The organism is Salmonella sp. 741265050_HSA, from assembly GCF_046569445.1.
In the GTDB taxonomy this organism is placed as follows: domain Bacteria; phylum Pseudomonadota; class Gammaproteobacteria; order Enterobacterales; family Enterobacteriaceae; genus Salmonella; species Salmonella enterica.
In genome coordinates this window covers 49,755-62,609 of record NZ_JBKFSV010000013.1, presented here as the reverse complement: position 1 = coordinate 62,609, position 12,855 = coordinate 49,755, and the positions used below count along the sequence as shown (strand labels likewise).

The 12,855-nt window shown below is 55.2% G+C and carries 11 protein-coding genes; 2 read left to right on the top strand and 9 right to left on the bottom strand.

The window, feature by feature from the left end; genetic code table 11:
• Positions 1-180: 180 nt before the first annotated feature.
• The 8 genes from damX to ACLD4F_RS17965 form a co-directional block, all read right to left on the bottom strand.
• Entirely contained in the window at positions 181-1,458 is a 1,278-nt protein-coding gene (gene damX, locus ACLD4F_RS18000; RefSeq protein ID WP_079944569.1) for a cell division protein DamX, read from the bottom strand.
• 97 nt (positions 1,459-1,555) lie between these two features.
• Positions 1,556-2,644, bottom strand: a complete 1,089-nt coding sequence (aroB, locus tag ACLD4F_RS17995) for a 3-dehydroquinate synthase (RefSeq protein ID WP_000439824.1) — start codon at positions 2,642-2,644, stop codon at positions 1,556-1,558.
• A gap of 56 nt (positions 2,645-2,700) precedes the next feature.
• A complete protein-coding gene (aroK, locus tag ACLD4F_RS17990) occupies positions 2,701-3,222 on the bottom strand; it encodes a shikimate kinase AroK (protein WP_000818621.1) in 522 nt (173 codons plus the stop codon).
• A 464-nt stretch (positions 3,223-3,686) separates the two neighbouring features.
• Complete coding sequence (gene hofQ, locus ACLD4F_RS17985) at positions 3,687-4,925, bottom strand: DNA uptake porin HofQ (RefSeq protein WP_079944568.1); 1,239 nt, start codon at positions 4,923-4,925, stop codon at positions 3,687-3,689.
• Entirely contained in the window at positions 4,840-5,241 is a 402-nt protein-coding gene (locus tag ACLD4F_RS17980) for a HofP DNA utilization family protein (RefSeq protein ID WP_000648140.1), read from the bottom strand. The genes hofQ and ACLD4F_RS17980 overlap by 86 nt, the downstream gene beginning before the upstream one ends.
• Positions 5,231-5,704, bottom strand: coding sequence for a hypothetical protein (locus ACLD4F_RS17975; RefSeq protein WP_079944567.1), 474 nt, complete (start codon positions 5,702-5,704; stop codon positions 5,231-5,233). The genes ACLD4F_RS17980 and ACLD4F_RS17975 overlap by 11 nt, the downstream gene beginning before the upstream one ends.
• The gene (locus tag ACLD4F_RS17970) at positions 5,688-6,227 is read right to left on the bottom strand and encodes a PilN domain-containing protein (RefSeq protein WP_079944566.1); all 540 of its coding nucleotides are present in this window, start codon (positions 6,225-6,227) and stop codon (positions 5,688-5,690) included. Before ACLD4F_RS17970 ends, ACLD4F_RS17975 begins: the two co-directional genes overlap by 17 nt.
• A complete protein-coding gene (locus tag ACLD4F_RS17965; RefSeq protein ID WP_024798068.1) occupies positions 6,227-7,006 on the bottom strand; it encodes a hypothetical protein in 780 nt (259 codons plus the stop codon). Before ACLD4F_RS17965 ends, ACLD4F_RS17970 begins: the two co-directional genes overlap by 1 nt.
• A 120-nt stretch (positions 7,007-7,126) precedes the next feature.
• Here ACLD4F_RS17965 and mrcA point away from each other — a divergent pair, with 120 nt between their 5' ends.
• Positions 7,127-9,679, top strand: a complete 2,553-nt coding sequence (gene mrcA, locus ACLD4F_RS17960) for a peptidoglycan glycosyltransferase/peptidoglycan DD-transpeptidase MrcA (protein WP_017441589.1) — start codon at positions 7,127-7,129, stop codon at positions 9,677-9,679.
• Between the two features lie 95 nt (positions 9,680-9,774).
• On the opposite strand, the gene nudE is transcribed toward mrcA, so the two are convergent.
• Positions 9,775-10,338: an ADP compounds hydrolase NudE gene (nudE, locus tag ACLD4F_RS17955; protein WP_000045725.1), complete on the bottom strand. Its 564-nt coding sequence runs from the start codon at positions 10,336-10,338 to the stop codon at positions 9,775-9,777.
• Between the two features lie 322 nt (positions 10,339-10,660).
• Here nudE and igaA point away from each other — a divergent pair, with 322 nt between their 5' ends.
• Positions 10,661-12,793, top strand: a complete 2,133-nt coding sequence (igaA, locus tag ACLD4F_RS17950; RefSeq protein ID WP_000104092.1) for an intracellular growth attenuator protein IgaA — start codon at positions 10,661-10,663, stop codon at positions 12,791-12,793.
• Positions 12,794-12,855: the final 62 nt, after the last annotated feature.

Here is a 12,855-nt window from a genome sequence, read left to right as displayed (position 1 = left end):
GCTGACTAACTAATTACACCTTCTCCGGCTGTGGAGAAAGCTCCGACAGCATCCTGCGCTTTAGGCTGTGCCGCGTTGCTTTACGGCGCATTTGACGGTAGCAAATGCGCCCCTCGCGCCTGTCCTGAACAAAAATAGCTGTCAGCGACACTCACAGGCAATTGCAGGACACAGCCTGGATTATTTCAGATCGGCCTGAACCTGATGCAACGGTTTTGCCCACGGGTTTTTCGCCTGCACATCGGCAGGTAAGGTGGACACCGCACGTTTAGCATCTTCTTTCGAAGCATACATCCCCGTTACCAGCACATACCACGGTTGTCCATTACGCGTCGTCTCGTATACCACATAATTTTTCAGGTTCTCTTTCTTCGCCCAACCGTTCAGGTTGTCGTAATTTGAAGAACTACTGAGCTGCAATGTGTAGTGGCTGGATGGCGCGCTCTTTAATGCGCCAACGTTGCCGGCGCTTTTCCCGCCGCCTGCGACAGGCGTCGTCGAGGCTTGCGCTGGCTTCGCGGTTTGTACCGGCGCAGCGCTTGCCGTCGCTGTCGGCGCAGCCGTCGTGGTGGTCGCTTTCGGCGTCGCGGCTGGCGCTGCCGGTTCCGTGCGTTTCACTGGCGCGACCGGTTTCTTCGGTTCCGCAGTGGTGGTTTTCGCCGTGGTCTGCGGTTTCTTAGGTTCAATGACGGCCTGTTTACGTTCCGGACGCGTGGTATGACGCTCACCAGGTTCGCTAACCGCCGCCTGACGCGTCGTGCTGCCATTGCGAACTGGCGCGACGGTTGCAGGCTCTGTCGGCAACGTAGAGTTCACCGCAACATTGTTCATCTGCTCTGGATTCTGCGTCAGCGCATTATTCAGATCGCCCTGCACTTCCACGCGCTGCTGACCGTCAGCGACCACAGGCGACTGTCCCTGCGTCGGCGTTGAAGAAATCGGCGGCAACGAAATATCCTGCGACGTATTGCCCGCGGTTTGTTCTGCGGAGGTGGCGCCCGGCGCAGGCTGGGTCGCATTCGCCTGATCGGCGGCGTTACCGGAAAGATCGATACTCTTTTCGCCAGAGGCCGACGGCTCGCTGGAAGACGTAGAGGGGGCTTTCAGCGCGGAGCCGATACCGATAATCAACAGCAGCAGCACCAGTACGCCAACGCCCATCATCATGTACTGACGAGAGGCTGGCTTATGGGCCGCTTTTTTACGCTTACGTGGGCGGCGTTCAACACGCTCCTCGTCCACCGTATCGTCTTCATCGGATTCGTACTCTTCTTCAACTTCAGGTTCTTCACTACGCGCTTTACGCGTACGCGTCGGACGGCGATCGTCGGCGTCCAGATCAACGTCATCAAAGTTGATCTGCGGCTCATTATCGCGTTCTGAAGATTGACGAGAACGACCAGTACGACGATCGCTGGGATCGGGTTTCAGCTCGTCTTCTGGTTTGAATTCATCCATTTAACACCCCACTCAAAGGTTAATGCTTACGACATTGCACATAACCTGAAGCTAAAAGACTGACATCTACGCAATATCAGTCTGACCTTTCTTGTTGTTACGCCTGCTGACAGTCAGCAATCGCGCTAAGAACGACTTCGTGCGACACTCCGCCGCGCACTTCACTTTTCCCTATGGCCAGCGGAAGCACTAAACGCAGCTCCCCCGCTAACACTTTTTTATCTCGCAGCATGTGCGGCAAATAGTCCTGCGCGGACATCTCGCAAGGGCCATTGACTGGCAGCCCGGCCCGTTCGAGTAGAGCGATGATGCGCTGCGTATCAGCAGAACTGAACTGCCCCAAACGCTCGGATGCGCGCGCAGCCATCACTATACCTGCGGCAACGGCTTCACCATGTAACCAATTGCCATATCCCATTTCCGCTTCAATGGCGTGGCCAAAGGTATGTCCAAGATTCAGTAAAGCACGTAAGCCCGCTTCACGCTCGTCGGCGGCAACAACTTCGGCTTTCAGCTCGCAACAACGACGAATACAGTACGCCATCGCCGGGCCGTCCAGACGCAATAGCGCATCCAGATTACCCTCAAGCCAGGTGAAGAAGTCCGCGTCAAGTATAATGCCGTATTTGATCACCTCTGCCAGTCCCGATGCCAGTTCGCGTGCGGGAAGCGTTTTCAGGCAATCAAGATCGACAACCACAGAAGCGGGTTGGTAAAACGCGCCAATCATGTTTTTGCCAAGGGGATGGTTGACGGCGGTTTTCCCGCCCACGGAAGAATCAACCTGCGACAGTAAGGTAGTTGGCACCTGGATGAAACGTACGCCTCGCTGGTAGCTGGCCGCCGCAAAACCGGTGAGATCGCCAATCACGCCGCCGCCAAGCGCGACCAGCGTGGTATCACGACCATGCGGTTTTTTCAGTAACGCCGTAAACACCGTATCCAGCACCGTCAGGCTCTTATACTGCTCGCCGTCAGGAAGAATCACGCTGTCTACGTTAACGCCCGCCCGTTCGAGTACGCCGCGAACCTTGTCCAGATAAAGCGGCGCCAGGGTTTCGTTGGTCACTAACATGACCTGATCGCCTGATTTCAGCGGCAAGAATGAAGCTGGTTCGTTAAACAAACCAGCCGCGATGGTGATCGGGTAACTACGTTCCCCGAGAGTGACTGTAATCCTCTCCATGACGCGACATCCACCTTAGTTACTTGTGCCCGCTTACCCAGCGTATTCTGCTTGAATTAGTTGCTTTCCAGCATATGAATAATCTGGTTTGCCACAACCTTAGCGCTTTGATCGTCGGTGCGAATGGTGACGTCGGCAATCTCTTCGTACAGCGGATTGCGTTCGTTAGCCAGCGCTTCCAGAACTTCGCGAGGCGGCGCTTCAACCTGCAACAGCGGGCGTTTTTTATCACGCTGCGTGCGCGCCAGTTGTTTTTCGATGGTCGTTTCAAGGTAGACCACGACGCCACGCGCGGAGAGACGGTTACGCGTTTCACGCGATTTTACAGAGCCACCGCCGGTTGCCAGCACAATACCCTGTTTTTCCGTCAATTCGTTGATAACTTTTTCTTCACGATTACGGAAGCCGTCTTCACCTTCAACATCGAAGACCCAGCCCACATCAGCTCCGGTTCGTTTCTCAATCTCTTGATCAGAATCGTAAAATTCCATATTGAGTTGTTGAGCTAACTGGCGCCCAATAGTGCTTTTTCCGGCACCCATAGGCCCAACCAGAAAGATATTGCGTTTCTCTGCCATTTTTTCGGTACTACTAAGACTATTCGTTAATGGTAAACCCGCTTCACAGACACCCAGCGCAGCAGGACATGAACTGAAACCTCATAAGATATTGCGAGAGTCAGACTGAAAATTATCTCAATACTCAAGCGGGTTTGGCAACTGAATAAATCACCAAGCCTGATTGTTGCAAAACCCGAGTTAGCGTTGCCGGATGGCGACCAGAACAACATATCCGGCCTACAAATTGCTCTACTTTCAAACAATTGTGCGCAATCCGCAGAACCAATACGTCTGCATCAGCGGACATTCAGCCGTTTATCATCGGTCTTATGCACACCTTCGGCAAGGCAAAGCGCATTAATCAATGCGTCAGCAACGAAAAGCACGACTCTCAAATCGGTACTCCTTGTATGCTAAATACATCCGCACGTCAAATCCCGCAGATGCGTTCAGTGCAAAAACAGCGCTTTTTTATGCATAAATTATTCTGTCGCCACCAGTCTGGGGGTGATAAACACCACTAATTCGCGTCGCTCGTCCTCTTTGCCGTCATGGCGGAAGAGCTGACCAAGCCAGGGAATATCCCCCAACAGCGGCACGCTATCGCTACCCGATTTATTTTTTCGCGAAAAAATGCCGCCCAGCGCCAGCGTCTCGCCGCTTTTTACCTCTACCTGCGTTTCAATTTCCTGTTTATCTATCGCCAGCACTTCGCCGTCAGCCTGTTGTAGTACCTGACCGGGAACATTCTGGCTGATATGTAACTTCAGGCGGATGCGCCCTTTTTGCAAAACGGTGGGCGTCACCTCCATTCCCAGCACCGCTTCTTTAAATTCCACGGAGGTCGCGCCGCTTTCACCGCTGGAAACCTGATAAGGAATTTCGCTGCCTTGCTTGATACTGGCTGGCTGCAGATGCGAAGCCAGCAGCCGGGGGCTGGCGATAATATCCAGTTGCTGCTTTTGCTCCAGCGCTGACAGCTCCAGATCCAGCAAGCGTCCGTTAATGCGCCCGATGTTAAACCCGACGCGTGAGGTGGCGGCGGCGACGGATAAATCACTGGAAAGCGTCGTCACGTCACCCACCGCGCCCGCTTGCGTCGCGTCAGCCAGCGTCCACTTTACGCCCAGTTCCCGTAGACTCTTTTCGTTAATGGTGACGATATGCGCCGCCAGCTCCACCTGCGCCACCGGCAGATCCATTTGCGATACCCATTTTTCCAGCTCCGCCAGGGCCGCGCGGTTATCGCGCAACAGCAGGCGGTTGGTGCGCTTATCTACCATGATGGTTCCCTTCGCGCTCAGGAGTTTCTCGCCCGCTTTCGCCAGTTCGCCGGCATCGGCGTATTGCAGGCTAATGCTGCGGTTTTCCAGCGGTAAATTAGCCTGAAGCCTTAACCGCTCGGCATCCTGCCGCGCACTATGTTCTTTCTGCCAGGCCTGTGAATGAACATGGAGAATATTCCCCTCCTGACGCAGCACCAGCCCCGCGCTATTGACCACCGTCTGTAGCGCCTGTTTCCATGGCACATCCGTCAGATGTAGCGATAATGTCCCGCTGACGTCCGGCGACACCACCAGATTCTGCCGCTCCTGCTCGGCTAAAGCCTGCAAAACCTGCACCACAGGGACGTCATCAACCACCAGCGTCACTTTCGCCGCTTTTCCCGCCTGCACGGCGGGCATCAAGGCTATCAGTATTATGGCTATCCATCGCTTCATTGTCCGCTCCCTGACGTAGCCACCGCCACTGCGGCGGCGCACAATTTTTACCGGTCGTTAACGTTAAGGCTTCCGCCGTCAGGCGGACAATCGTCCAACCGTTTTCCAGCGTCTGCCCTTCTTCCACTCGTCGCCATTTTTGCTGACTGTCTTTAAGAATGCCTGTCCATCGCTCGCCTTTACGCACCGCGCCCTGATACCGCCACTGCGAGAGTTCCGCTATCCGGCAGCGATCTTCCGGCGGGCGGAAGGGATCGCGCATTCCCGTCAACGTCAGCAAACAAAAACAGAGCAATACACTGCGGCTAGCCTTCATTCGCCAGGCGCTCCAGTTGCAGAGTCATCAATAATTCCGCCCCCTCTTTACGCAATGAAAACCGACTTACGATCATCTCGCTTTCGGCCAACCGGACAAACAGCGACGGCACCGCATCCCAGGACGTTTTCAGCGCCATTTCTCCCCCCTGCGCCGATGGCTGCCAGTGCAGCAAACTCAGGGGAGGCGCCTGGAAATCTAACGGCGAAAAAGGACGCGGATTTTCAACGGTGCCCCCGAAAAGCGGTTCAGCCGCGATGCTCAGACGGCGCAGATTACGCCACTGTTGCCGGGCGGCCTCGCGCTGCTGGCTTAACCGCGTTTGTTGCGTATCCAACGTCTTCCAGCCGGGATAGCCCACAGATAACGCGACCGTCAGCGTCAGACACAGCACGCCTGCACACCAACAAAAAACCCGACCACGGCGCGACATCCCGTACCAGATATCAAAGAGCGCGTTCACGGGCGGCGCTCCTCGTTAACTGATAATGGAACTGCCAGCGCCCTTGCGCATCCTGCCGCGTGGCGCCCGTGCGGTTTAGCGTAAAACTGACATAGTGACGAAGCGATGTCTCAAGCGTGAGCAGGGCGTCAAACGTTCTCGCCAGCCCTTCCAGCTCTAGCGTCTCTTGCTGATAATTGAGGCTTGTCAGCCATGCCTGCTCTGGCAACAGGTTGGCAAGGTCAATCAAGATAGATTGCCAGGCTTGCGTCAGTTCACGCTGCGCCTGACGTTGTAATCGCGCCTGTTGCTGTCGCTGACGCTGCTGCAACTGCGGTATGTTCGCCGCAAGCGCTGTCGTGCGTCCGTTTTCCGCCGTCAGTAGCAGCTCGTTAATCCTCCCCTCCTGCCAAAAAACCAACCGGGCGATCGTCGCGACGCTTGCTATCAGCAGCAGGGACGCGCCCCATACCACGCACCACAGCCGCAGACGCGCTACGTAATGTTGGCGCCGCCAGGGGAGCAAATTGACAGAATGCGCCATCAGCGTATCTCCCCCATGGCTAAACCCAGCGCAATCGCAAAGCGATAACCGTCCGGCGGAACCGGCGGTTGGCGGACGGTAACGGCGCGCCAGGGGTCGAATTCGCCTTCGGCGCATAATGAAATATGTTCCGGCACGACGGATAATGTTGCGGCAAGGTCATGCAGCGTCGTCGCCTCGCGCGCCGATTTACGCCCCCACGCATAGCGCGTCGCCCACAGCCACTGGCTCTCATCGCGCCAGACCAGACATTGCCGCCCCGAAGGTATAAACGGCAGCAAGCGCTGTAACGCACAGGCATCGGGCGTTACAGCAGCGATGCGCACATTGAGCGTTTGCGCCAGCGTTAACAGCGCTGAAATTTCTTTGCTTTGCACGGCGGTAACGTTGAACGCGGGGCTTAACGCATCGTCCTGAAAGTCGAAACGCAATAAGTCCGGATCCATATCCAGCTCACGCGCCATCGTTTGTGAAAGCCATGCGATTTGCTCACGTTCCCGCAGCCGCATCGGCGGATGTGGAAAAGCGCGTTGCAATGTCCGATTTGCGGGAAAAGAGAGATAAATACGGTGACGCAGCGGCAGCTCACGACTCCAGGGTCGCAGTACGTGAGCCAGCGATTGCGGGTCAGGAATCGTACCCTCTGCCGTGGAGGCGTTCATCAGCGGCAGTCGCCACCAACGTTGCAGAGACCAGCCCGATGCGCCGCGAATAACGGCGATGGCCAGCGCTTCATGCTGCTGAATGTGCAATCCTATTTGCCAGGTTTTAAAAGCCATAACGGTCGATCTCCTTATCACCCGTCGCGTTAACGGGTATATCAATGCGTCTGGCTTGCCTTTATACTACCGCGCGTTTGTTTATAAACTGCCCAAATGACACTAAATGGGAAATCTCCAGTGAAGTTCGTAAAGTATTTATTGATCCTTGCAGTATGTTGCATCCTGCTGGGAGCAGGCTCGATTTATGGCCTTTATCGCTATATTGAGCCACAGCTACCTGACGTCGCGACATTGAAAGATGTGCGTTTGCAAATTCCGATGCAGGTTTACAGCGCGGATGGCGAACTTATCGCGCAATATGGCGAAAAACGTCGTATTCCCGTTACGCTCGATCAAATTCCGCCGGAAATGATCAACGCCTTTATCGCCACCGAAGATAGCCGCTTTTATGAGCATCACGGCATTGACCCGGTAGGTATTTTCCGTGCGGCCAGCGTCGCGCTCTTCTCCGGTCACGCATCGCAGGGAGCAAGTACCATTACCCAGCAACTGGCGCGAAACTTCTTCCTTAGCCCCGAACGCACGCTGATGCGCAAGATCAAGGAAGCGTTTCTGGCGATTCGTATTGAGCAGTTGCTGAATAAAAATGAGATCCTCGAACTCTATCTGAACAAGATCTATCTCGGCTACCGCGCCTATGGCGTTGGCGCGGCGGCACAGGTCTACTTTGGTAAGACGGTCGACCAGCTTAGCCTAAGCGAAATGGCGGTTATCGCCGGGCTACCTAAAGCGCCTTCTACCTTTAACCCGCTCTACTCGATGGATCGGGCGATAGCGCGCCGTAACGTAGTGCTTTCGCGAATGTTAAGCGAGGGATATATCACTCAGGCGCAGTACGATCAGGCCCGTAGCGAACCTATCGACGCAAATTATCACGCGCCGGAAATCGCCTTCTCCGCGCCTTATCTATCGGAAATGGTGCGCCAGGAAATGTATAACCGTTATGGCGAAAGCGCCTACGAAGATGGTTATCGTATTTACACGACCATCACCCGCAAAGTGCAGCAGGCCGCGCAACAGGCGGTACGTAATAACGTGCTGGACTATGACATGCGCCACGGTTATCGCGGCCCGGCGAATGTGCTATGGAAAGTGGGCGAAACGGCGTGGGACAGTAAAAAAATTACCGATACGTTGAAAGCGTTGCCGACCTACGGACCGCTGCTTCCCGCCGTGGTCACCAGCGCTAATCCGCAAGAGGCGACCGCTGCGCTTGCCGACGGTACGTCCGTTTCGCTACGTATGGAAGGAATGCGTTGGGCGCGGCCTTACCGCTCGGATACACAGCAGGGGCCGACGCCGCGTAAAGTTACCGATGTCGTCCAGACAGGTCAGCAAATCTGGGTTCGTCAGGTGGATAACGACTGGTGGCTGGCGCAGGTACCGGAAGTGAACTCCGCGCTGGTTTCGCTTAACCCGCAAACAGGCGCGGTACTGGCGCTGGTCGGCGGTTTCGATTTTAATCAGAGTAAATTTAACCGCGCGACGCAAGCTTTGCGTCAGGTGGGGTCGAACATCAAACCGTTCCTCTACACCGCCGCAATGGATAAAGGGCTGACGCTCGCCAGTATGCTCAACGATGTGCCGATTTCCCGCTGGGACGCCGGGGCAGGTTCAGACTGGCGTCCGAAAAACTCCCCGCCGCAGTACGCCGGACCGATTCGTTTACGCCAGGGGCTGGGGCAGTCGAAAAACGTGGTGATGGTACGCGCCATGCGCGCCATGGGCGTCGACTATGCGGCGGAGTATCTGCAACGCTTCGGCTTCCCGGCGCAGAATATCGTGCATACCGAATCGCTGGCGCTGGGCTCCGCCTCCTTCACGCCGATGCAGGTTGCACGCGGTTATGCGGTGATGGCGAACGGCGGTTTCCTGATCGACCCGTATTTCATCAGCAAGATTGAGAACGATCAGGGCGGCGTGATCTTCGAAGCGAAACCGAAAATCGCCTGCCCGGAGTGCGATATCCCGGTCATTTACGGCAATACGCAGAAATCCGACGTGCTGGAAAACACCAATGTGGAAGAGGTCGCGGTTTCGCAAGAGCAGCAAAACAGCGCCGTACCGATGCCTGAGCTGGAACAGGCAAACCAGGCGCTGGTCGCGCAAAACGGCACGCAGGAGTACGCGCCGCATGTGATCAATACGCCGCTGGCGTTTCTGATCAAAAGCGCGCTGAACACCAATATCTTCGGCGAACCCGGCTGGATGGGTACCGGCTGGCGTGCGGCGCGCGACCTTAAACGTCGCGATATCGGCGGCAAAACCGGTACGACCAACAGCTCGAAAGACGCATGGTTCTCCGGCTATGGTCCTGGCGTCGTCACTTCCGTATGGATCGGCTTTGACGATCACCGCCGTGATTTAGGCCGCACCACCGCTTCCGGCGCGATCAAAGATCAAATCTCCGGCTATGAGGGCGGCGCGAAGAGCGCGCAACCTGCATGGGACGCCTATATGAAAGCCGTGCTGGAAGGCGTGCCGGAACAGCCGCTAACGCCGCCGCCGGGCATCGTCACGGTGAATATCGACCGCAGTACCGGACAACTGGCGAGCGGCGGTAACAGCCGTGAAGAGTATTTCATCGAAGGCACGCAGCCGACACAACAGGCGGTACACGAGGTGGGAACCACCATTATTGATAATGGTGAAACACACGAACTGTTCTGATCAAAAAAGGCGCTCCGGCGCCTTTTTTATTGTGTTTAGCGGATGACGGCGAACGGGGAGACGAACTTTCCGTTGGCTTGATCAACGCCGCGCCATCAGGCAATTCGGCCCTGCGCTTTCAACCACTCGCGTACCAGAAACAGCGCGCTGACGTTGCGGGCCTCGTTAAAATCGGGGTCTTCCAGCAGATCCATTAAATGCGCCAGCGGCCAGCGTACCTGCGGCAATGGCTCAGGCTCGTCGCCTTCCAGCGACTCCGGATAGAGATCTTCCGCCACCACGATATTCATTTTGCTGGAAAAATAAGAGGGCGCCATGCTGAGTTTTTTTAAGAAGGTCAGGTTATGCGCGCCAAACCCGACCTCTTCTTTGAGCTCCCGGTTCGCCGCTTCAAAAACGGTCTCGCCCGGGTCGATCAATCCTTTCGAGAAGCCCAGCTCATAGGATTCGGTTCCCACCGCATACTCACGAATAAGAATCAGATGCTCATCAACGATCGGCACAATCATTACCGCCTCACGGGTTGATGGTCGCATACGTTCATACACGCGACGCACGCCGTTGCTGAACTCCAGATCCACGCTTTCTACGTTAAACAGTCGGGATTGTGCGACGGTTTCCACTTTCAGAATGGTGGGTTTTTGTAATGATTTGCTCATTGTGAGAATCTTTGCAGTGTAATCTGTGGTCATTGTGCGACATACCGCACGGTTTCGGCAATGCGAATTGCCGTTTATTTACATTTATGTAACGTAATAAAAATTAATTCTTATTTCAAATTAAAAGTCAATAGGTTGAAATAACTCCAGGAATTTGCTGATATTCCGTTTTTGGTGGTATTGCTATGATTTGCCTTCACTGGGATGCGCTTTACAATGCTCAAGTTCAACTCCACGCTTGCCGATAGCCAACCACAGAAAAATGTTTATTGGACAGGGTGCGACTGACCACGCCTGACAGACTTAGTAAGATGGGGAAAGCATGAGCACCATTCTGATTTTTATAGCTGCTTTGCTGGCCTGCTCTCTACTGGCAATATGGCGGTTCCGGGTAAAGTCCAGACGAGGGAGCTTACCGTGGATCAGCGCCTTTCAGGACGCGCAAACGCGTAAACTGTTGCCCGAAGAGCGCAGCGCGGTAGAAAACTATCTCGATAACCTTAGCCAGATCCAGCAAGTTCCGGGGCCGACAGGCGCCAGTGCTGCGCCCATCTCGCTGACGCTGAACGCGGAAAGCAACAGTGTCGTGATACTGACCCACTCCATCACCCGCTACGGCATTACCACTGACGATCCTAATAAATGGCGCTACTACCTCGACTCCGTCGAAGTCCATCTGCCGCCTTTCTGGGAACAGTACATCAATGATGAAAACAACGTTGAGCTGATCCTCACGGATACGCTGCCGCTGGTGATCTCTTTAAACGGCCATACGCTGCAAGAGTATATGCAGGAGTCGCGCGGCTACGCGCTACAGAATACGGCCTCTACGCAGGCGTCGATTCGCGGCGAAGAGAGCGAGCAGATTGAGCTGTTGAATATCCGTCAGGAGACCCACGAAGAATATGCGCTCAGCCGCCCGGCTGGCTTGCGCGAAGCGTTGTTAATCGTCGCCTCCTTTTTGTTATTCTTTTTCTGCCTGATAACGCCAGACGTTTTTGTACCGTGGATGATAGGCGGCGCTATCCTGCTGTTGGCAGCCGGACTTTGGGGACTTTTTGCGCCGCCGTCGAAAAGCGCGCTGCGGGAAATTCACTGTCTGCGGGGAACGCCCCGCCGCTGGGGACTGTTTGGGGAGAATAATCAGGAGCAGATTAACAATATATCCCTGGGCATCATCGACCTTATTTACCCTGCCCACTGGCAACCCTACATTACGCAGGATCTTGGGCAACAAACGGATATTGATATTTACCTTGATCGCCATGTCGCCCGCCAGGGCCGGTTTTTATCCCTGCATGATGAAGTGAAAAACTTTCCGTTGCAGCACTGGTTACGCAGCACTGTTATTGCTATCGGTTCGCTGCTGGTGTTGTTTATGCTGCTGTTCTGGATCCCGCTGGATATGCCAATCAAGTTCACGCTATCGTGGATGAAAGGCGCGCAAACCATTGAAGCGACAACGGTAAAACAGCTTGAAAAAGCTGGCGTGCGGGTGGGCGATACGCTGCACCTGAGCGGTAAAGGAATGTGTAATATTCATTCCGGCGCGACCTGGAGCGGCCAGTCTAACTCACCGTTTATGCCGTTCGATTGCTCGCAAATCATCTGGAATGACGCGCCTGCGCTACCGCTGCCGGAATCAGACCTGGTGAATAAAGCGATGGCGCTAAGCCAGGCGGTAAATCGTCAGCTCCATCCAAAACCCGAAGACGACTCGCGCGTCAGCGCATCTTTACGCTCCGCGATCCAAAAATCGGGCATGGTATTATTAGATGACTTTGGCGATATTGTTCTGAAAACTGCTGATTTGTGCGCGGCGGAAGACGAGTGCGTGCGTCTGAAAAATGCGCTGGTTAATCTCGGTAACAGTAAGGACTGGAACGCGCTGGTGAAACGCGCGAACGCCGGCAAACTGGACGGCGTCAACGTGCTGCTACGCCCCGTAAGCGCAGAGTCGCTGGAAAATCTGGTCACGACCTCAACGGCGCCGTTTATTTCTCGCGAGACCGCGCGTGCCGCCCAGTCGCTGAATAGTCCCGCTCCCGGCGGATTCCTGATTGCCAGCGATGAAGGCAGCGAACTGGTTGATCAGGCCTGGCCGTCAACGCCGCTGTATGACTATCCCGCGCAGGAACAGTGGAGCGCCTTCCAGCGTCTGGCGCAAACGCTCATGCAGACGCCATTTAGCGCCGAGGGCATTGTCACCAGCGTGTATACCGATGCCAACGGTACGCAGCATATCAGCCTGCATCGTATCCCCGATAAATCCGGCTGGTGGCGTTACCTCGGCACCACGCTGCTGATGCTGGCAATGATAGTGAGCGCGGTCTACAACGGCATTCAGGCGTTCAGACGTTATCAACGCCACCGTACCCGTATGGCGGACATCCAGGAATACTATGAAAGCTGCCTCAATCCCAGGTTAACCGTCTCTCCGGAAAATCTCATCTGATAGCGCCGCCGTGCGACAGGGTATGCTACCCTGTCGCGCAAATTGCGTTACCCTGGAGTTCC

Coding starts and splice junctions, on each gene's coding strand:
- damX (WP_079944569.1), bottom strand. CDS start 1,458: ATGGATGAATTCAAACCAGAAGACGAGCTGAAACCCGATCCCAGCGAT.
- aroB (WP_000439824.1), bottom strand. CDS start 2,644: ATGGAGAGGATTACAGTCACTCTCGGGGAACGTAGTTACCCGATCACC.
- aroK (WP_000818621.1), bottom strand. CDS start 3,222: ATGGCAGAGAAACGCAATATCTTTCTGGTTGGGCCTATGGGTGCCGGA.
- hofQ (WP_079944568.1), bottom strand. CDS start 4,925: ATGAAGCGATGGATAGCCATAATACTGATAGCCTTGATGCCCGCCGTG.
- ACLD4F_RS17980 (WP_000648140.1), bottom strand. CDS start 5,241: ATGAAGGCTAGCCGCAGTGTATTGCTCTGTTTTTGTTTGCTGACGTTG.
- ACLD4F_RS17970 (WP_079944566.1), bottom strand. CDS start 6,227: ATGGCGCATTCTGTCAATTTGCTCCCCTGGCGGCGCCAACATTACGTA.
- ACLD4F_RS17965 (WP_024798068.1), bottom strand. CDS start 7,006: ATGGCTTTTAAAACCTGGCAAATAGGATTGCACATTCAGCAGCATGAA.
- nudE (WP_000045725.1), bottom strand. CDS start 10,338: ATGAGCAAATCATTACAAAAACCCACCATTCTGAAAGTGGAAACCGTC.
- igaA (WP_000104092.1), top strand. CDS start 10,661: ATGAGCACCATTCTGATTTTTATAGCTGCTTTGCTGGCCTGCTCTCTA.